The sequence below is a fragment of the Corynebacterium nasorum genome, assembly GCF_022347325.1.
In the GTDB taxonomy this organism is placed as follows: domain Bacteria; phylum Actinomycetota; class Actinomycetes; order Mycobacteriales; family Mycobacteriaceae; genus Corynebacterium; species Corynebacterium kefirresidentii.
Map to the genome: position 1 here is coordinate 288057 of NZ_JAKRDU010000001.1, position 20321 is coordinate 308377.

At 58.4% G+C, this 20321-nt stretch carries 19 protein-coding genes and 2 pseudogenes; 4 read left to right on the forward strand and 17 right to left on the reverse strand.

What is annotated here, in order from left to right; genetic code table 11:
- Positions 1–15 precede the first annotated feature (15 nt).
- Together MHK05_RS01365 and MHK05_RS01370 are read left to right on the forward strand one after the other, a co-directional pair.
- Positions 16–1220 (forward strand): annotated as a pseudogene (locus MHK05_RS01365) (amidohydrolase).
- 100 nt (positions 1221–1320) lie between these two features.
- Positions 1321–3711 (forward strand): glycogen/starch/alpha-glucan phosphorylase, encoded by a 2391-nt coding sequence (locus tag MHK05_RS01370; RefSeq protein WP_239204288.1) that lies wholly within the window; start codon positions 1321–1323, stop codon positions 3709–3711.
- Positions 3712–3781: 70 nt separating this feature from the next.
- Here MHK05_RS01370 and MHK05_RS01375 read toward each other — a convergent pair whose 3' ends face one another.
- Positions 3782–4573: an alkaline phosphatase gene (locus MHK05_RS01375; RefSeq protein WP_239204290.1), complete on the reverse strand. Its 792-nt coding sequence runs from the start codon at positions 4571–4573 to the stop codon at positions 3782–3784.
- Between the two features lie 36 nt (positions 4574–4609).
- Positions 4610–4924 carry a hypothetical protein gene (locus MHK05_RS01380; protein WP_239204292.1) on the reverse strand — a complete coding sequence of 105 codons (315 nt, stop codon included), beginning with the start codon at positions 4922–4924 and terminating at the stop codon, positions 4610–4612.
- A gap of 16 nt (positions 4925–4940) precedes the next feature.
- Between MHK05_RS01380 and MHK05_RS01385 the strand changes: the two genes are divergently transcribed.
- A complete protein-coding gene (locus MHK05_RS01385; protein ID WP_239204294.1) occupies positions 4941–6284 on the forward strand; it encodes an IS256 family transposase in 1344 nt (447 codons plus the stop codon).
- A 36-nt stretch (positions 6285–6320) separates the two neighbouring features.
- Positions 6321–7072: pseudogene (locus MHK05_RS01390) on the forward strand (IS1634 family transposase); the annotation flags it as partial.
- A gap of 7 nt (positions 7073–7079) precedes the next feature.
- Here MHK05_RS01390 and MHK05_RS01395 read toward each other — a convergent pair.
- From MHK05_RS01395 to hisD, 15 genes are all read right to left on the reverse strand, one after another.
- On the reverse strand, positions 7080–7970 hold the full coding sequence (locus tag MHK05_RS01395) for a cation diffusion facilitator family transporter (RefSeq protein ID WP_005328806.1): 891 nt from the start codon (positions 7968–7970) through the stop codon (positions 7080–7082).
- A gap of 290 nt (positions 7971–8260) precedes the next feature.
- Positions 8261–9676 (reverse strand): pyruvate kinase, encoded by a 1416-nt coding sequence (gene pyk, locus MHK05_RS01400; protein ID WP_239204548.1) that lies wholly within the window; start codon positions 9674–9676, stop codon positions 8261–8263.
- Between the two features lie 182 nt (positions 9677–9858).
- Positions 9859–10788: a prolipoprotein diacylglyceryl transferase gene (gene lgt / locus MHK05_RS01405; RefSeq protein ID WP_239204298.1), complete on the reverse strand. Its 930-nt coding sequence runs from the start codon at positions 10786–10788 to the stop codon at positions 9859–9861.
- 45 nt (positions 10789–10833) lie between these two features.
- Positions 10834–11664 carry an indole-3-glycerol phosphate synthase TrpC gene (locus tag MHK05_RS01410; RefSeq protein WP_239204300.1) on the reverse strand — a complete coding sequence of 277 codons (831 nt, stop codon included), beginning with the start codon at positions 11662–11664 and terminating at the stop codon, positions 10834–10836.
- Positions 11664–12386 (reverse strand): TIGR02234 family membrane protein, encoded by a 723-nt coding sequence (locus MHK05_RS01415; protein ID WP_239204302.1) that lies wholly within the window; start codon positions 12384–12386, stop codon positions 11664–11666. Before MHK05_RS01415 ends, MHK05_RS01410 begins: the two co-directional genes overlap by 1 nt.
- Complete coding sequence (hisI, locus tag MHK05_RS01420; protein WP_023021253.1) at positions 12383–12745, reverse strand: phosphoribosyl-AMP cyclohydrolase; 363 nt, start codon at positions 12743–12745, stop codon at positions 12383–12385. The genes MHK05_RS01415 and hisI overlap by 4 nt, the downstream gene beginning before the upstream one ends.
- Positions 12742–13512 carry an imidazole glycerol phosphate synthase subunit HisF gene (hisF, locus tag MHK05_RS01425; RefSeq protein ID WP_239204304.1) on the reverse strand — a complete coding sequence of 257 codons (771 nt, stop codon included), beginning with the start codon at positions 13510–13512 and terminating at the stop codon, positions 12742–12744. The genes hisI and hisF overlap by 4 nt, the downstream gene beginning before the upstream one ends.
- A gap of 30 nt (positions 13513–13542) precedes the next feature.
- Positions 13543–14325, reverse strand: coding sequence for an inositol monophosphatase family protein (locus MHK05_RS01430; protein ID WP_023021251.1), 783 nt, complete (start codon positions 14323–14325; stop codon positions 13543–13545).
- Positions 14326–14328: 3 nt separating this feature from the next.
- Complete coding sequence (gene priA / locus MHK05_RS01435) at positions 14329–15117, reverse strand: bifunctional 1-(5-phosphoribosyl)-5-((5-phosphoribosylamino)methylideneamino)imidazole-4-carboxamide isomerase/phosphoribosylanthranilate isomerase PriA (RefSeq protein WP_239204306.1); 789 nt, start codon at positions 15115–15117, stop codon at positions 14329–14331.
- A gap of 14 nt (positions 15118–15131) precedes the next feature.
- On the reverse strand, positions 15132–15764 hold the full coding sequence (hisH, locus tag MHK05_RS01440; RefSeq protein WP_239204308.1) for an imidazole glycerol phosphate synthase subunit HisH: 633 nt from the start codon (positions 15762–15764) through the stop codon (positions 15132–15134).
- A gap of 3 nt (positions 15765–15767) precedes the next feature.
- Positions 15768–17018, reverse strand: coding sequence for an MFS transporter (locus tag MHK05_RS01445; protein ID WP_023021248.1), 1251 nt, complete (start codon positions 17016–17018; stop codon positions 15768–15770).
- A complete protein-coding gene (locus tag MHK05_RS01450) occupies positions 17015–17182 on the reverse strand; it encodes a CG2302 family histidine operon protein (protein ID WP_023021247.1) in 168 nt (55 codons plus the stop codon). Before MHK05_RS01450 ends, MHK05_RS01445 begins: the two co-directional genes overlap by 4 nt.
- Before the next feature lie 5 nt (positions 17183–17187).
- Positions 17188–17790 carry an imidazoleglycerol-phosphate dehydratase HisB gene (gene hisB, locus MHK05_RS01455; protein ID WP_023021246.1) on the reverse strand — a complete coding sequence of 201 codons (603 nt, stop codon included), beginning with the start codon at positions 17788–17790 and terminating at the stop codon, positions 17188–17190.
- The gene (locus MHK05_RS01460) at positions 17787–18917 is read right to left on the reverse strand and encodes a histidinol-phosphate transaminase (protein WP_200288891.1); all 1131 of its coding nucleotides are present in this window, start codon (positions 18915–18917) and stop codon (positions 17787–17789) included. The genes hisB and MHK05_RS01460 overlap by 4 nt, the downstream gene beginning before the upstream one ends.
- Positions 18918–20228 (reverse strand): histidinol dehydrogenase, encoded by a 1311-nt coding sequence (hisD, locus tag MHK05_RS01465; RefSeq protein ID WP_239204310.1) that lies wholly within the window; start codon positions 20226–20228, stop codon positions 18918–18920. It lies immediately after the preceding gene.
- Positions 20229–20321 lie beyond the last annotated feature (93 nt).

Sequence of the window (20321 nt, forward strand, 5' to 3'; positions counted from 1 at the left end):
CTAAGGTGTGAAACCATGTCTGATTCTGCCCGCATCGCCCAGCTCGTCACTTCCCAGCAGGCCGATCTGGAGTGGCAGCAGGACTTTTATGAGGACCTGCACCGCCACCCCGAGCTTTCCCACGAGGAAGAGCGAACCGCCGGTCGCATCCGCGCCAAGCTCGCCGATTTTGACTGCGAGGTAGTAGAGAACATCGGGGGTTATGGGATGGTCGCCATCTTCCGCAATGGCGATGGACCCACCGCTTTGCTGCGCGCGGATTTCGATGGTCTGCCGGTAGAGGAGGCCACTGGCGTGTCCTATTCCGCTACCAATGGAAAGATGCACGCCTGCGGACACGACATGCACACCACCGCGCTGCTAGGTGCCTGCGCGCTTCTCAACGCCTCCCGAAACACCTGGTCCGGCACCTTCCTCGCCCTTTTCCAACCGGCCGAAGAATCCTCCATGGGGGCTAAATTCATGCTGGCCGATAACCTCATCGAACGCGTCCCGCGCCCCGATATTTGCCTTGGCCAGCACATCATGCCCGGCCGCGCCGGCACCGTGCGCCATACCGCAGGCCCTATCATGGCAGGCTGCGATTCCCTGCGTATCCGCGTCTTTGGCAAATCCGCCCACGCCTCCATGCCCCATAACTCCATCGACCCGACCTACATCGCGGCTATGATCGTCACCCGCCTCCAAGCCATTGTGGGCCGCGAGGTCGCCCCGCACGAGTTCTTTGTCATCTCCGTAGGCGAGCTTCACTCCGGCGATAAAAACAACATCATCCCCGACTCCGCCGAGCTGGTACTCAATACTCGCTACTATGATCCCGCGTTGGCAGAAAAGGTCTACCACTCCCTCGAACGCATGGTTAAGGCCGAGTGTGTCGCCTCCGGAAGCGAGCAGGACCCTATTTTTGAGTACTACGCCCACGGCGAGGTCACCGATAATGACGCCGCTGCCCATGCCCCAGTAGGCGAGGTTTTCGACGCCGCTTTTGGCTCCGACTCAGTCATCGCGGCCCCCTCCACCGCCTCCGAGGACTTTTGCTACCTGCCGCAGGCGTGGGGGTACCTTATGTCTTTTGGCACATCGGCTGCACCCCGGAAGATGAGTTGCAGGATCCTCCGGTCAACCACCAAGCAACCTTCCTGCCTGACTATGCCCCCACCGTTTATGCCTCCACCCGGGCGGCATATGGTGCGGCAATGACCTACTTGGCCACGCCCTAGGTGCCCGAGACGCGTATTCTCATTCCCCCGCCTGCGGCGCAGGGCCAATGCTATTAAGCTGGCAGGCGTTTCGTGACTCCCCACAAACTTAAGGTTGAAAATGAGCCAGCCACGGCATTCTGCTTTCGAATCCACTGTTCCCTCCCATGTCCGCGCGGCCTCTGGCGTGAGCCCGCACAGCGCTTCCAACCGTAAGTTCTGGTCGGGCCTCTCCGGTGCCGTCATGGAGCAGATTGCCGATAATTGGGAGCGCACCCGTGCTGCCTACGCGGAAACGCGCCAACAGCACTACTTCTCTGCGGAATTCCTGCAGGGACGCGCGCTGCTCAATAACCTCACCAACTTGGGTCTTGTTGACGATGCCAAGACCGCGGCCAAGGCAACCGATCACGAGCTGAGCGATGTCCTCGAAGCCGAGCATGATGCCGCGCTCGGCAACGGCGGCCTCGGACGCCTTGCCGCCTGCTTCCTCGATTCCGCTGTCACTCAGGACTACCCCGTAGCCGGCTATGGCCTTCTCTACCGCTACGGCCTTTTCCGACAGTCCTTTGAGAATGGCTTCCAGAAAGAACAGCCAGATGCGTGGATGGAAAACGGCTATGACTTTGTCATTCGCCGTGCCTCTGAACAGCGCCGCGTCCACTTCGATGACATGGACGTGCGCGCAATTCCCTATGACATGCCTATCACCGGCTACGGGACCGATAACGTAGGCACCCTGCGCCTATGGAAGTCCGAGCCCATCGATGACTTCGATTACGATGCCTTTAACTCCCAGCGCTTTACCGAGGCCATCGTCGAGCGCGAGCGTGTTATGGACATCTGCCGCGTGCTCTACCCCAATGACACCACGTACGAGGGCAAGGTACTGCGCGTGCGCCAGCAGTACTTCTTTGTCTCTGCCTCCCTGCAGACCATGGTGGATAACTACATTGACCAGCACGGCGAAGACCTCACCGGGTTTGCGAAGTATAACTCCATCCAGCTCAATGACACCCACCCCGTACTTGCCATCCCGGAGCTGCTGCGCATCCTGCTCGATGAGCATGGTCTGAGCTGGGATGCAGCCTGGAAGATCGTCACCGAAACCTTCGCCTATACCAACCACACCGTGCTGGCGGAGGCGCTGGAGAGCTGGGAGGTGTCCATCTTCCAGAAGCTGTTTTGGCGCATTTGGCAGTTGGTGGAGGAAATCGACCGCCGCTTCCGCGAAGATATGGCCCACCGCGGTCTGGATCAGGGCCGCATCGACTACATGGCGCCGGTATCCAACGGCCACGTGCATATGGCCTGGATCGCCTGCTATGCCGCCTACTCCATCAATGGTGTCGCCGCCCTGCACACGGAAATCATCAAGGCCGATACGTTGGCCGAATGGCACGAACTCTGGCCGGAGAAATTCAATAACAAGACCAATGGCGTCACCCCGCGCCGCTGGCTCAAGATGTGCAACCCCCGCTTAGCAGAACTGCTCACGCAGCAGGCTGGCTCCGATGCTTGGGTCACTGACCTCACCCAACTGGCTAACCTCGCTGATAAGGCCGAGGATAAGAACCTGCTTCGCGAACTCATCGCCATCAAGCAGGCCAACAAGCGCGACTTTGCTAACTGGGTAAAAGACCACCAAGGCGCCGACGTTGATCCCGCTTCCATCTTTGACGTACAGATTAAGCGCCTGCACGAATACAAGCGCCAGCTGATGAATGCCCTCTACATCCTCGACCTCTACTTCCGCATCAAGGACCAGGGCGAGACTGTGCCGAAGCGCACCTTCATCTTTGGCGCGAAGGCCGCACCGGGCTACGAGCGCGCCAAGGCGATTATTAAGCTCATCAACACCATCGCAGACCTGGTCAATAATGACCCGGCCACCAAGGACATCATCCGCGTCGTCTTCGTGGAGAATTACAACGTCTCCCCCGCCGAGCACATCATCCCGGCCGCTGATATCTCAGAGCAGATCTCTGTAGCCGGCAAAGAAGCCTCCGGTACGTCCAATATGAAGTTCATGATGAATGGCGCGCTGACTTTGGGGACCATGGATGGTGCCAACGTAGAAATCGTAGAGGCAGTCGGTGAGGACAACGCCTATATCTTTGGCGCTCGCAACGAGGAGCTTCCTTCGCTGCGCGCCGAGTACAACCCGGGCGAGCTTTACCAGAGCGTGCCAGGCTTAGCCCGCGTGCTTGATGCGCTTGTCGACGGCACCCTAGGCGCCGAAAACACCGGCATCTTCGGCGACCTGCGCTCCTCACTTCTCGATGGTTACGGCGAGCACGCCCAAGACCAGTACTACGTCCTCGGTGACTTTGCCGACTACCGTGATACCCGCGATCGCATGGCTGCGGACTATGAGGAAGATGACCTTGCTTGGGCTAAGAAGGTATGGCTTAATATCTGCTATTCCGGCCGCTTCTCCTCTGACCGGACCATCGCGGACTACGCGAACGAGGTGTGGAAGATCCAGCCCACCCCGATTTCCTCACGCTAAGAAAAGGTCCTGTCCTTCGCTTTCGTGGCGGAGGGCAGGACCTTTGGCAAGGCGTTGTGCTCAATTCTGTTTAGCGCAGGCCCATGCGCTTTAGCTGCTCATAAATGGGTTGCAAGTCAATATTGAGCACACCCATTTGCGTAGCCAGGAAGCCGAGTCCACCGACGACGGCCCCCAGGATTCCTAGGCCGGTAGCGAGGCCTGCGGCAAAGCCCTTGCTACTACCGTCCTTGCCTTCGCCATCCGAGGGATTAGCAGTATCTCCCGGCTGTTCTGGGTCACCAGCGGAATCGGTGCCATCGTTCCACCACTCGTCAAAGACCAAATTGGCCACCAAAGTGTTGTCGATGTATTCACCGCGCACCGAATCGGTACCGGAGGTACGAGCCATAATGTCCTCCGAGCCTGCCCCCTTGAAGAAGAACGGCACTAGCTGGTTAGTGTGCTGCCCGGAGTACCAACCGTGGCGGGCAACCTTGCCCTTTTCACCTTCCATAGCATTGAAGCGGTTGTCCGCTTCAGGGGTGTCTTCTGTCGGCACCTCATTAGCGCCGGAGAGATAGCCAGTCTCGTGGTCCGCGGTAACAACGAGCAGAGTATCTTCCCACGAGGAGTTTTCCTCCACCCACTTAATGGCGGCGTCAACCGACTTATTGAAATCCTGGGTCTCCTCGATATCGCGCACCGGGTTATTGCCGTGGCCGGCCCAGTCAATGGCACCGCCTTCAATCATGACGGAGAAACCATCCTCATCCTGCCCCAAAGCATTGAGCGCTCCGGTGGTCATGGTGGGAAGATCCACGACGTCGTTAAGCGGGTCAGAGTACGGTGCCTTTGCCTCGCCCGAGCGGGAGTTCTGCAACGTGGAACCTACCTGCGCGATACCCCAATACTTCTGCTACGGCTTGACGTCACCTTGCGCCATCTTCTTGAAGTCATCGTTGGACTCGAAGTAATTCCAGTCGGTCTCGCCTCCGGAAAGCTTGGCGTAGTCGTCCTCGTACATGAAGCTATAGTCGGGAGTATCGACCTTCTGGTGGTCATTATCGTAGAACGGGTGGCCAGCGGCCATGACCAAGTCGAAGGCGCTGCCGAGCATCTCACGGCTAATGTCCTGCAGCTTATCGCGGTCCTTGTTGTGCGCGGCCCACGCCGCCGGAGAGGCTTCGGAATAGAGAGTGTCTGATGGTTTGTGTGGGTACCTAACCTGCATGAGGAGATGGACCAGAATGACTACTGTGGCGAGACGAGATCCGGCTGATAAGGCCAAGATTGATGCGATTGAAAAGAAGCTTCTTGCTAACCCTGAAATCGCGAAGCTGATTGATGACCTAGGCACGTCTACAACGGATGCCAACGACCTGGTTCGCGGCATGTTGCAAGCCTCGATTACCAGGGGACTCAACGCTGAAATGGATGCCCACCTGGGCTACGAGTCTGGCGACAGGAGCGCTAAAGCTGCAGCTAGAACAGACAATCACCGCAACGGGTCGTATCCAAAGACCGTGGATTCTAACTACGGGCCAGTTACCGTTGATGTGCCGAGGGATAGGGCTGGCACATTCTTGCTGACTATGGTCCCTAAAGGCTCGAGGAGATTGACCGATGTCGATGACATGACCGTTAGCTTGTACGCCGGTGGGATGACAATTAGGGACATCCAGCACCATATGGCAACGGCGATGCGTGTTGATATTTCCCATGAGACGATTTCCGCAGTCACCGATGCCGTCCTCGATGAGGTCATGGTCTGGCAAAACCGCCAGCTAGACGAGTTCTACCCGGTCATTTTCCTGGACGCGCTGCGCATTAAAATCCGCGATGGCGGCCTAGTGGTCAATAAGTCCGCGTACATGGCAATCGGCGTGGCTCTCGACGGTATCAAGCACTTTTTGGAATCGTGGATTGCCAAAGAAGAAAGCGCTTCATCCTGGGCGCAAGTATGCGCCAATCTTTCTAACCGTGGGGTTAAAGACGTCTTTATCGTTTGCTGTAACGGGTTCAAAGGCTTGCCGGAAGAAGTAAAGGCAACCTGGCCGAACTCTATGGTGCAAACCTGTATCGTGCACCTGATTCGTGCCGCTAACCGATGGGTAGCCTACAGGGATCGCCGGGGCGTATCGGCCGCGTTGAAAAAGATTTACACCGCCACGGACGAGTCCACAGCTAAGGCTGCCTTAGACGAATTTGAAGCCTCTGAATTGGCAGAAGAGTATCCACGCTCAGTCAAAGTCTGGCAAGATGCATGGGCGCGTTTCGTACCGTTTCTCCAGTTCCCACCAGCAGCCAGCAAGGTCATTTACACGAAGAATTCGATTGAATCATTCAACAATGAACTGCGGAAAGCTACCCGCAACAGGGTGCAGTTCACTAACAATGAATCAGCGCTCAAGACGCTATGGTTGATGATCTGCAATATCGAAGACAGACGAGCTGCCAAGAGAGCGAAGCAGGGCAAACGAGTCTCAGCGACAACCGGCAGACTCATGGAAGGGACCCGAGTTTCCGGCTGGAAACAAGCCATTAACCAAATGGCCGTGGCCTACCCCGACAGCTTCGACAAATACCTATAAACCTAGCCCCACACACAAACAACTTGACACCCTCCGAACAAGCAAGCATTGATAGATGCAGGTCTGCACTACATTTTGTCGGTGAAACCCCACCGTGCCTGAGGTGATTGAAACCTGGCGGCGGGAAATCCCTGGTGAAGCCTACGCCCACGGCCGGATCTGGACACAAGCCTCTGCAAGCGATGCGCGCAAACACACAGCCCCGAATACGGTGACCCACTTCCAGTACTCCTATGATCGGGCCAGACGCGGCCTGCGCGGAATCAAAGAGCAAGTCGCAAAAGCCAAACGCGCTGTTGACGGCGAAATCGCCATTAAGCGCAACCGCTATTTCGATCTTTCCACCCCGAACAAGAAGGTCAACTACGCTCTTGCTGCCAAACACCGAGCCCTAGCCGGAATTAAAGGCTATGAAACCGACCTGACCGCTCTTCCCGCCCTGGAGGTTATCGGGCATTACCGCAGGCTATTCCACATTGAAAATGTCGTATCGGATGTCGAAATCAGACCTGAAAGCACGCCCAATCTATGCGAGGAAACAAAACTCGATCACAGCACATCTCAATATTGTGATGGCGGCACTAGCCGTGACCCACCTGATGGAGACCCGCAGTGGTCACTTCATCAAACGCCTCGTGAGAACACTCAAGAAATACCGCAGCTTTCAACTCGTCGTTGGCGGCGAAACCATTCACGCCGCCGTACCATTCCCGCCCGACCTCACTGCCACCATCCAAGTAATCACCGGCCGCGAACTTCCGCACAAAAATTGGCCTAAGTCAGGTTAGAAGGGAATCAGCACACCGTCTCGTGGGATTCGTGCTCTGGGTGCTCAATCTGGATGGTGGAGTGCTCGATACCGTGTTCGCGCAGGGCCTGCTGGGCGGCATCCAACAGCGGGCCGGTGCCGACGGTGCCGTCGCGCACGATATGCACGGTCGTGAGCACGTTCACGCCGTCCAGGCTCCACAGGTGCAGGTCGTGGATGTCAGCAACGCCCTCGACCTGCCGCAGCGCGGGCTCGATCGCACTGGCGTCGAAGTCCGCCGGGACTTGCTCGAGCAGCACGCTCGCCGAAAGCCGCATGAGCTGCCAGGCGCGCGGCAGCACCATCGCCGCGATCGCTAGGGAGGCGATCACGTCCGCCGCCACAAACCCCGTGGTCAGTACCACGATGCCGGCCACGATTACTGCGACCGAGCCGAGCATATCCACTAACACGTGCAAGAACGCGCCCTCCACGTTGATCGAGGATTTGCGGTGCCGGTGCAGAACCCACGCCGATAGCGCATTCGCCACCAGGCCGATCACCGCGATGATCAGCATCGTTTTTCCCTGCACTTCGGCCGGGCTCTGCAGGCGGCGCACCGCCTCGACGACAATCCACACCGAGATCGCCAGCACCATCACTGCGTTCGCCAGTGCAGCAAGCACCTCCACTCGTCGGTAGCCGTACGTGGCCTGAGCCGATGCTTGTCGGCGCCCAACCAACACCGCTAACACCGCGATGATCAACCCCGCAGCGTCGGAAAGCATGTGCATCGCATCCGCCATCAGCGCCATCGAACCCGCCAACCAGCCGCCGATCAGCTCCGCGAAGAAGACGGTGCCGGTAATGCCTAGCGCAATCAAGAGTGCGCGCAGCGGCGTGCTGGAGTGATCGTGGTCGTGGTGCTCGTGTGCCATGCACTCAGCCTATCCCCGTCGACGCTTATTGACAATTAAATGAAAATAGATGGCGGTAAGCGCAGCCACTGAGGCCAAGTCGGCCTGATTTAGGTCATTGTGCAGTTGTCCTTTGAATGCGTAGAGAAGCTGAAACATGAACAACCAAAAAGTACTGCAGCCGCATGTCAGGAAAGCAACCGCTGAGTGTACTCGAGGTAAATATAAATCTACATTTGTATAAATAGCCGAAAGCGCCGCGCCCCGTGGAACGTGTTAAGGGGTGGGGCGCGGCGCTTATGCGAAGAAAATTACTTCTTAGTTTCACCCAACAAGTGGCACTGAATCATGTTGGTATTGCCGGCAATTCCTGGAGGCGTACCAGCAATGACGACAATCATGTCGCCTTCCTCGTACTTGTCCATCTCCAGCAATGCGTCATCGATGGCTGCCATCATGTCATCGGTGGACTTAACGTGCGGGCTCAAGAAAGTCTCCGCGCCCCAGGTCAACGCCAGCTGGGAACGCACGGCCGGATTCGGGGTAAACGCCAACAGCGGCAGCTGGGAATGCAGGCGGGCTACACGCTTGGCAGTATCACCGGAGGTGGTGAAGGCCACGATGGCCTTAGCATTAAGGCGCTCTGCAATATCGCGAGCGGAGTAGGACACCACACCACGCTTGGTGCGCGGAACGTGGGTAAGCGGTGGAACCTTGCCGCCGTCTTCAGCATTAGCCACAATCTTGGACATGGTGCGCACAACGTTCTGCGGGTCAATGCCCACGGAAGTCTCACCAGAGAGCATGACAGCATCGGCACCATCGAGCACGGCGTTGGCCACGTCGGATGCCTCTGCACGGGTCGGGCGCAGGTTGGAAATCATCGAATCCAGCATCTGGGTAGCCACGATAACCGGCTTAGCGTTTTCACGCGCAATCTGGATAGCGCGCTTCTGGAACAGCGGCACGCGCTCAAGTGGCACCTCAACGCCGAGGTCACCACGGGCAATCATGATGGCGTCGAAGGCCAGCACGATAGACTCGAGGGCATCGACTGCCTCCGGCTTTTCCAGCTTCGCAATAACCGGAACGCGGCGACCTTCTTCATCCATAATCTCGTGGACCTTATCCACGTCAGCTGGGGAGCGAACGAAGGAAAGCGCGACAAGGTCTACGCCAAGCTTCAGAGCGAAGCGCAGGTCAGCGATATCCTTCTCCGACAGGGCCGGCACGGAGATATCCATGCCAGGAAGGGAAACGCCCTTGTTATTGGAAACTGGGCCACCCTCGGTAACCTCACACACGACGTCATTGCCGTCGACTTCCTTACAGACAACGGCGACCTTTCCGTCGTCGATAAGCAGGCGGTCACCCGGCTTGGCGTCCTTGGCCAAGCCCTTATAAGTGGTAGATACTCGGTCGTGGGTGCCTTCGATATCGTCCACGGTAATGCGGACGATTTCACCGTTATCCCACTGCTCCTCGCCGTTAATAAAGCGGCCAAGGCGAATCTTGGGGCCCTGCAGGTCCGCCAAAATACCGACGGCGCGGCCGGTCTTATCAGTAGCCTGGCGCACCCAGTTGTAATTCGCCTCGTGGTCCGCGTGCTCGCCGTGAGACATATTCAAGCGGGCTACGTCCATGCCGTCTTGAACGAGGCGCAAAATGCCATCCTCGCTAGCAACGGCAGGGCCGAGAGTACAGACAATCTTTGTTCTTCTATCCAGCATTATTGGCCTATTCCGTCGGGGAAACTGAACACTCCCCAACCTACTCCTTCGTATGGATTGCGGCCACAATTTTGGACCCCCATTTTCCGAACGGACACTCAAAAATGCCCTAGCCCCCACACAATCAAACCTATTCGGAAATACCGGGGTAGAACCTACGGTGATGCAGAGTCCGAATGCTACCCCTCAGGTACCGCGCTACCATCGCCACGCCCGTTACTATCGCGGCGCTCGGCCCAATACTTAGGATCTACCTCTGCGGGAGATTCTGGGCCTTGGCGGCGCCTATCAAGCAAGAAAAAGACGACCGCAGAGATGATGAAAATCACCAGGGAGACGATGATATTCACGCGCAGCCCGAAGATATGGGTAGCTTCATCGGAACGCATTCCTTCGATAAAGAACCGGCCCAACGTATAGCCCATGACGTAGAGGGCAAAGACTCGTCCGTGCCCCAACTTCCATGCCTTGTGCGCCCACAAGAGGAATAGACATACAAGGACGTTCCACACCAGCTCGTAGAGAAAGGTCGGATGCACCGAAGTCATAACCTCACCCGTGGAGTGCCCGGAAACCGGCGCATAACCGCCGTTGTCATTGACTCGGTAGTAAATATCTAAAGCCCATGGAACGTCGGTCGGGCGCCCGTAAAGTTCTTGGTTAAACCAGTTGCCTAGCCGCCCAATCGCCTGCGCGAGGACCAGGCCCGGGGCCACCGCATCAGCAAAGGGGCCGAGTGGAACCTTCTTCACTTTGAAAAGTACCCACAAGGCCAGCGCGCCGAGAGCAACAGCGCCCCAGATGCCAAGGCCGCCATTGGTAATCTTCAGCGCATCCGCGGGATTGCAACCATCGCAGAAGTACTTCTGATTATCGGTGATGACGTGGTAGAGCCGCCCGCCAATGATGCCGGCTGGGATAACCACGATGGCAGCATCCCACACTGTGTCTGGGTTACCGCCGCGAGCAGTATATCGGCGCAAGGTCATGCGCAGGCCGACGATAATGCCCACGATGATGCACAGCGCGTACGCACGGATGGGAAGTGGCCCCACCTGCCACACGCCCTGCGGCGGAGACGGAATATTTGCAAGAATTTCTGTGTGCACGTAGCCAGTGTGCCTTATCCCCCACCCCGCCAGCTAGTCGGGGTATTACTCTAATTTGCGCGCGGGGCACGCTGGGTGCTGGCCGGCGGCCACCAACGACCGAGCCAACGCTGTAGGATCTTGGGCCGCCATGACTGATTCGCCGACGAGCACCGCATCGGCGCCCCGGGAAGCATAGTGAAAAAGGTTGCGCGCGTTGTTTACCCCACCTACTGCAATGCGCAGGATGGATTCGGGCAGGCCCGGGGCAATATCGTTGAACGCGTCACGGTTAATCGCGTCCGAGGCTAAAGACCACGCATTGATGGAAATAACGCTACTTGCAGCCTTAATAGCGCGGTCGACCTCCGCACAGTTGCGTACCTCGACGATGGCGGTCATACCAAGCGATTCCACGCGGTCTAGTAGCGCCTCCAAGCGAGCCTGCTCCAGCAGCTCTACTTGCAGCGGAATAGCATCGGCCCCATAACAGCGGGCCTCATGAATTTGGTAGGGATCCACGATGAGATCTCGTGACATCATGGGCACATCAATCGCGGCGCGGGCAGCCGCCATGTCCTCCAAAGAACCGTGGAAGCGGCGGAAATCAGTCTGGCACGCCATAAGGTGTACGCCGCAGTCCTCAAAGGTGCGGGCCCATTGCGCCATGTGCTCCGCAGAGCCAACATGTGCAATCTCACCGCCGTAGGGAACGGCACGCTTGAGCTCCGTGATAACGGAGCAGCCGGGGCGCAAGAGAGCTGCGCGCACATCCCGGGGAGATTCCATGTCACGCGAGCGTGCCTTTACTTCCTGGAACGACACACGGGACTCCCGCGCAGCGACGTCCTCTAAGACTCCTGCTACTAGGTGGTCAACAGCAATGGGCGTAGGCATCAGCACCTCCCTCCACGGGCGATTGAAATCACACTTAGGTTAACCCGCTCCCGTGCAGTTGCGGAAATTGCACAGGCTACGGGGCTATTTTTATCCATATCAGTGGGATCGATATCACTATCAAGCGCGTCCCACATCACGCGGCCAGAATCAGAGGAGGTTTCCAAATCCTCCTCCAATTTCGCTTGCCGCGCTGCCGGCGTCTCGTATTTGCTAGATGCCTTCACTTTATCCTCGCCTGGGTTGCGCGCTAGCATAACCGCACCAAAAAGGGCTATTGCCGCTCCTGCCAGGGCCAAAATCGGCCCCCAGGCATGCACCTCGGTGGAAATGACTGTGGCCCATTTAGAAATTTGCGCGGAATCTACTGCATTCTTATTAGCCGAGGCACCCTGCAAGATCTTCTGTGCGCGCTCAGCATCCGCGCCCGCCGTCAGCAAGCTAACCGGGGTCCATGCACTGGCCGCTGCTGCGAGGGCACAAATAATGCCCACTACGCGCCTACCGATGCGGCGCAGAGCCATTCCCGCGACGGCGCCGGCAACCAACACAAGGGTCAAGGCCATAATCTCTAGCGACCATGCCGAACCTATGATGTCATTGGCGGCGGAGCCGGCCTTATCATCTTCGCTGGCAGCAACCACCCACGTGACACGGGAAGACAGCCACAATACGATGGCTCCTACAGCGATAAGTAACGGTCCAAGGCGTTTAGCCTTCACGATTGTCCTCCTAGGAGATCTGTGGCGTCAAAGCACGTGCGGTCACCGGTATGGCAGGCGCCGCCACGCTGCCGCACGGTCAGCAGGATAGTATCTCCATCACAGTCAAGGCGAACGCCCAGCACCTCTTGGGTGTGGCCAGAAGTCTCACCCTTGACCCAGTACTCATTGCGCGAGCGCGAAAAATACGTGGCCTTGCGCGTGGCAAGGGTATGCGCCAAAGCATGGTCATCCATCCATGCCATCATCAGTACCTCACCGGACTCAGCCTGGGCAATGGCCGGCACCAAGCCTTGGTCATTGCGCTTGAGCTGCTTGGCGATGCCCCCATCTAGTTCATAGTCGGCCGGGTTACTCATCGGCGCACCTCGTAACCTGCGGCGTCTAGGGTGTCCTTTACGTCGCAAATTTCTACCTCACCAAAATGGAAAATGCTTGCGGCCAAAACGGCATCGGCACCGGCCGCAACGGCCGGTGGGAAATCCGCGGCGCTGCCCGCACCGCCAGAAGCGATGATGGGAATAGTCACTGCCTCGCGCACGGCATACAGCAGGTCCACATCAAATCCTTGCTTGGTGCCATCGCCATCCATCGAGTTGAGGAGAATCTCCCCTACTCCGAGTTCCTCGCCACGGCGAGCCCACTCAATGGCGTCTATTCCGGCCGACTTCGTGCCACCATGCGTGGTGACCTCGTAACCAGAGGGCGCAAACTCCTCCCGGCACCGGCGGGCATCAACGGACAGCACGATGCATTGGGCCCCGAAAACCTCGGCCATTTCGCGCAGCACTTCCGGATTCTTAATCGCTGCCGTATTTACGGAAACCTTATCTGCACCGGCGCGCAGTAGCTCCCGGACGTCGTCGACGCTGCGTACCCCGCCGCCAACTGTTAGTGGGATAAATACCTGGTCCGCAGTGCGGCGTACAACCTCTAGCATGGTTGAACGCCCTTGCTTTGAGGCAGATACATCCAAAAATGTAAGCTCGTCAGCGCCTAAGGAGTCATAACGCGCGGCCAACTCCACCGGGTCGCCGGCATCGCGCAGGTTTTCGAAGTTAACGCCCTTGACCACTCGGCCTTGGTCCACGTCTAGGCAGGGGATAACACGTACGGCTACAGCCATATCGGCCGCCTCCTTTGTGAGAATGAAGTCTTAGCGGTGAAAGGAACCGCTATGACGGGACAGGATGTCCACGATAGTGGCATGGACCTGCGGGGTACCTGCGACCAAGCCACGCGACTGCGCAGTCCACGGATTTCCTTCCGGATCAGTCACTACTCCGCCGGCGGTTTGAATTTGCAGTGCACCAGCGGCGTTATCCCACGGGTGTGGGGAGAAGTTAATCGCGCCATCAAATACGCCCTGCGCAACAAAGGCATTATCCAGCCCCACTGAACCGGTCATCCGCGGGCGCAGGCCGGTTTCGCGCAGCTCGTGGAAGATCTCAGTGGGCAGATGAGAAGAGCAGCCCACGTGTCCGCGCGCTTCATCGAAGCCCATCGCGTCCTCCCCACCGCCGAAGCCAGTAGCAGGCCCGCCTACTGAGCGCAGTGGAGAGCCATCGCAAGTGACCAAACGTCGCCCCAATAATGGGAAATCAGACACCGCTACAACAGGTGCGCCCTTATGGATGAGCGCCACCAAGATGCCGGCTAAAGGGTTTCCAGCGGAGTAATTTGCGGTGCCATCAATCGGATCTACCACCCACACGGTATCTAGCACGCTGCCGCCGGATTCTTCTCCGTACACCGGGATGCCGGTCATTTGAGTCAAAATATCCCGCAGCTGTTGCTCGATGACGAGATCTACCTCGGTGGCAAAATCTCCCTGCCCTTTAAAGCGGGCGGGCTGCGCACCAAGGCCGGAACGAAAAATGGGTTCTACTTGGTCTACGGCCGCCTCCGCGAAGGCCACCAACTCGCGGGGTTCCATCATGGCTTAGTTGTCCTCAGGGTCGAACGGGTCAATGGTTTCTTCCGCCGGCAGCGGCTCTACCTCGGCCACTGCTGCGAGAGCTTCTTCGAGGCTGAATTTCCCCTCGTAGAAGGCTTTTCCAATGATGGCGGAATCAATGCCCTCATTTTCATAGAGAGCAAGCTCGCGCAGGTCTTCCACGCTAGAGATACCACCGGAGGCGGTGATTTTAGCTTCCGTAGCCATGGCGACCTCGCGCAACAGCTCGATATTCGGTCCGCTTAGCGTGCCGTCTTTAGATACGTCTGTCACCACAAAGCGCTGGCATCCGGCAGCATCGAGGCGCTCGAGCACCTCCCACAGGTCGCCGCCATCGGAAACCCAACCATTGCCCGCAGTGCGCCACTCGCCGCCTTCCTCGCGCACGGCGAGATCCACGGCAACCTTATCGCCATAGCGCGCAAGGATATCTTCTATCCATTCCGGCTGTTCAAGAGCAGCGGTGCCAATATTAATGCGCTGCGCGCCGGTAGCCAGTGCTTGCTCTACTGCGGCATCGTCTCGGATGCCGCCACTAAGTTCCACGTTTATGCCCAGCTCTGCGGTGATATTCGCCATCTGCTCGTGGTTGGAACCGCGGCCGAATGCCGCATCCAAGTCCACAAAATGCAGCCATTGCGCGCCGTGGGACTGCCACTTCAATGCGGCATCGCGCGGCGCGCCGTAGGAGGTTTCGGTGCCTGCTTCGCCTTTGTCCAAGCGCACCGCTTGACCTTGAGAGACATCAACTGCGGGCAAAAGGGTAAAAGTCATAGTCATCATCCTACCTAGAGCGTGCGCATCCAGTTTTCCAAAAGCTGTGCGCCAGCGTCCCCGGATTTTTCCGGGTGGAATTGGGTCGCCCACAAAGCGCCATTTTCCACCGCCGCGACAAACCTATCACCCGCGTGCTCGGCCCAGCTGACCAAGGGTGGACGGGTGATTTCCGTTTCCAACTCCCAGCGGCGGACGCCATAGGAATGCACAAAATAGAACCGCTCGTCTTCGGACAAGCCTGCAAACATATCGCTGCCGACGGGAACCGCAACGGTATTCCACCCCATATGCGGCAGGACTGTAGAGTGAAGTTTTTCAACGGTGCCGGGCCACTCGCCGCAGCCGGTGGAATTGATGTTGTGCTCCACCCCGACGTCGAAAAGCACCTGCATACCTACGCAAATACCCAGCACTGGCCGCTCCCCTGCCAGGCGCTGGCCGATGACCCTTGGCCCCTGAACCGCGTTTAGCCCGCGCATACATGCGTCAAAAGCGCCAACGCCGGGGACAAGCAGACCGTCTGCGTCCACCGCTGCTTTGGGATCCGCAGTCACGGCAACTTCCGCGCCTACTCGCTCCAGCGCGCGCTGTGCCGAGCGCACATTGCCCGCGCCGTAATCCAATAATGCGACCGTCTTTGCCATGGGCTATACCTTACGCATGCGACGCAGACGCGTTCGGATATCGTTGGTTTCACTCACGCGGGTGCGCCCAAGGATAAAATCTGCCAGCGTCATTAGTACGCCAACGCCGAGGATAGCCACACCGGCGCCAAACGCCCCCGCGTAGCCGTAGCCGGCAACCAACGCACCCAAAAGGGTCGAGCCCAAGCCGGTGCCGCCATCATAGAAGATATTCCAAATGGCCGAAGCCTCCGAGACACGCTCGCGCGGTAGACGGTCAAACATCGACAACAGGGCTTCATTTTGGGCAATGCCAAAGGCCCCGCCGAATAGGAAGGCACCCAGCACAAGCCACCACACGGAGCCGTCGAGGTAGAGCGGGACGGCGATGGCGAGCACACCCACAATGGCCATGATCTGGCTGGGGATATACAACCGGCCGGGAGTGCCCACGCGGTCTGCCACCATGCCAGCGAAGTAGCGGAAAATCATGGCCGCGCCACCCACGATGGACAGCATGATGCCGGCAAGGCTGGCGCCACGCTCTGCATCTAGTTCCTGCACCGCCGGCGGCAGGAAGGACGACACGGCGCCGTAGCTCATGGAGAAAGTCGTTAACGCTAGTGCAGGCACTGCCACCAGCTTCCACGTGGGAACGCGGATTAGGTTGGGCTCGTCTTCGGTATCAGAAGCCAGCGTGACCTTTATCTTGGGAATGCGCAAGCACAAACCAAAGCCCACGAAGCCAATGATGCCGGCAGTGATATACGTCGAGGCATAACCCAGCTTTTCCGCCATGACCAAGCCCAAGGGCAAAAAGACCATTTGGCCTAGTCCCGTAAACACACCGATCATGCCGGTGGCCTTGCCCAAAAGGCGAACAGGTGCCAACTCGGCAATAAGCGCAGACTCGGAAACGGTCAGCGCGCCAAAGCCCACCCCGCGCAAAGCGGAAAAGAGTAGGACAACCCAAGCATCTGTTCCCAAAAGATGTCCGAAGGCGGGGACGCCCAAGGTAAAGGCGGAAAGTGCCATCACGCGGCGATAACCCCAACGGCGCAGCAGCCACGGGGAAATGATCTGTGTAAGCACGGTGAAGGCCATGAAGATGCCGGTGGATGAGCCTGCCAAGGTAGCTGAGCCGCCGGAGTCAATGACAGCGAGCGGCACCACCGGAAGGAGGATGGACCAAGCGCCGAAAGCGGCGGCAATGGCCATCATAGTGGCGGTATAGCCCGGGATCTTCCAAATATTAGTCTCTTGGGTTTTGCTCACTTACCAAACGCTCCTACCATCCACGAAATTGCTGCTACCACGGTAATTGCGGCCAAAAGGGAGGCTACTACTGTCATTGCCTTCGACCCCTGTTGGTAGGCAGTCCATGCACCGCCTACTAACATGCCTGCCACGAGGAAAAGAACCAAGATCATAACATGCATGCTTTTTAGAGTGCTCCCTTCGTCGAAGGAATTCCAGTCCGACGGGGGTCGGGTTCCACGGCAGCGCGCAGCGCACGCGCCACGGCTTTAAACTCCGCCTCCGTAAGGTGGTGCGGATCGCGCCCATAGCGCACGTTGAGGTGCAGCGTTATCGCAGCGTGGGCAGCAAGCGTTTCAAAAAAGTGGCGGTTAATCACCGTGGCGTAGTGGCCACCAATTATGTGCCACTGCAGGTGCTCTGGCTCGCCGTTCATCACGAAATAAGCGCGGCCAGAAAAATCCACCACCGCTTCAACCAACGTTTCATCCATGGGCAGTAGCTGGGATCCGAAACGACGAATGCCGGCCTTATCCCCCACTGCTTCCCGCAGTGCGGTACCGAGCACGATGGCGGTATCTTCCACGGTGTGGTGGGCATCGATCTCGGTATCACCCGCTGCCTGCACGGTGAGATCAAAGCTGCCGTGGGTGGCAAACGAGGTCAGCATATGATCGAAAAAGGGCAGGCCGGTGGAAATATCGCTGCGTCCCGTGCCGTCTAGGTCGATGACCACGGAAATCTGCGATTCAGAGGTAGACCGCTGGGCGCGTCCTACACGGTTGCTCATGGTTCGCTCCTTTCTCCTCCGGCCGGATTATCCGCTACTACTGTATCCGCAAGGTCCTCAGCTACTGCCAAAAAGGCCGAGTTTTCTTCCGGCAGGCCCACGGTCATGCGCAGGTGCCCGGCAATCCCGACATCCCGGATGAGTACTTCTTTATCCAAGAACTGCTGCCATACGCGCTGCTGGTCAGCAAAGCGGCCGAAGAAGAGGAAATTGGATTCACTAGGCAGGACCGTATAGCCCAGTTCCCGCAAGCGAGCTGCCACGCGCTCGCGCTCGCTGGCGATCTTTTCCACGGTGGCGAGCGTATCCGCGCTATGGCGCAACGCCACTGTCGCCGCAGCTTGGGAGAGCACAGACAGGTGATACGGAAGTCGCACTAACATGACGGCTTCTACAAAGGCCGGATCTGCCACAAAATAGCCAAGGCGGCCACCGGCGAAGTCGAAGGCCTTGGACATGGTGCGCGAGACCACCAACTTTGTGGGGTATTTATCCAGCAGCGTCACTGCGGAGGGCGAAGAGGAGAATTCGCCGTAGGCTTCATCGACGATGAGGATTCCCGGCGCGGCGTCGGCAAGCGCGGCAATATCGTCCAGACTAGTCACCCCGCCGGTGGGGTTATTCGGCGTTGTCACAAAGATGATATCCGGCTGGTGCCGCGCCACGGCCGCCAGAGCCCGGTCCATGTCTATGCGGAAATCCTCGTCCCGCGGGCACTCCACAAACTGCGTGTAGGTTCCGTCCGCAAGGATGGGGTGCATGGAATAAGACGGCGTAAAGCCGAGCACGCTGCGGCCTGGACCACCAAAGGCCTGTAGAAGCTGCTGCAAAATCTCATTCGATCCGTTCGCCGCCCATACCTGCTCATAACTAACCCCCACCCCGGTCTGTTCGGAAACGTAATGGGCCAAGGCTTTACGCAGCTCTACGGCATCGCGTTCCGGATAGCGATTGAGCGTGGAGGCAAGGCGCTGAGTCTCCGCCACCAAATCAGCAACGAGCGCTGGAGAGGGCGGATAGGGATTTTCATTGGTATTGAGTTGGTAGGCCACAGTGAGTTGCGGCGCACCATAGGCGGACTTGCCGCGCAATTCCTCGCGCAGGGGAAGATCTGTCAATTGCGTCATTTAGTTCTCCTCGAATCGGGCGCGGATTGCTTCGCCGTGGGCAGGCAGCCCCTCGGCCTCAGCGAAGGCGATGACCTGCGGGGCAATTTCTTCCAGCGCAGCTCGGTCATAATTAATGAGGTTGACCGGCCGCATAAAGGTGTGGGTAGACAGGCCAGCCGAAAAGCGCGCCGTGCCGGAGGTGGGCAGCACGTGATTGGAACCGGCAGCGTAGTCCCCGAGTGGCACAGGGGCGAAGTCCCCCACAAAGATGGCACCAGCGTGCTTAATCCGCTCAGCTACCGTGCCGGGTTCTGCGGTGTGGATCTCCAGGTGCTCGGCAGCATAGGCATTAGCCACCGCAATCGCTGCGTCCAGGGAATCGACCACCACAATGCCGGATTGCTCGCCGCCTAAGGCCGCGGCCGCCCGCTCCGCATGAGCGGTAGCGCCGTAGCGCGCCTCCACCTCCGCGTTCACCCGCTGAGCGAGGCTTTCTGATTCCGTAATAAGCACACTCGCTGCCATCGGATCATGCTCGGCCTGGGAGATAAGGTCATAAGCCACATACACGGGGTTTGCGGTGTCATCGGCGATGATGGCAATTTCGGTCGGACCTGCTTCTGCATCTGTCCCCACTACCCCGCGCACCAAGCGCTTGGCTGCGGTAACGAAAATATTTCCCGGCCCCGTAATCATGTCTACTGGTGCAAGCTCGGCATCATCATCGCCGTAGGCCATCAGCGCAATGGCCTGGCCACCGCCTATAGCCCACACCTCATCCACGCCAAGCATCTGGCACACAGCTAGCACCGTGGGGTGCGGTAGACCGCCGAACTCCTTTTGCGGGGGCGAGGTCACCACTAAGCTTTCTGCGCCGGCCGCCTGCGCCGGCACCGCGTTCATGATCACAGACGAGGGATAGACGGCCTTGCCTCCCGGCACGTACAAACCGACGCGCTCGATGGGGCGAAAGACCTCTGTCACCGTGGCGCCCCGAGCCAGTTCGGTGGTATGTGCGGTCGGCTTTTGTTCGAGGTGGACCTTGCGGACGCGCTCAATCGAGGCCTCAATTGCTCGGCGCACCTGCGGGTCTAAGCCAGCGACGGCCTTGTCCAATTCCGCTTGCGGTACCCGCAGGTGGCGCGGGCGCACGCCATCAAAAAGTTCGCTGTAGTCCAGTGCCGCCGCGGCGCCTTCTTGACGGACGCGATGAACCATTGGCGCCACTTTGTCCACTACAGCGGCGACGTCGGTGCCGCCGCGTGGCAGGACTCGCCGCAGCTGGGCAGGGCGCAGCTCTGTGCCGCGCAAATCGATGGTTCGAAGCATTTCCGGCTCCCATTATTCTTATCGGATTTCTATTATTAAACCAATATCCTAATGTCCAAATGCCAGCGAGGGGGCGGGTTTGGACGATAGACT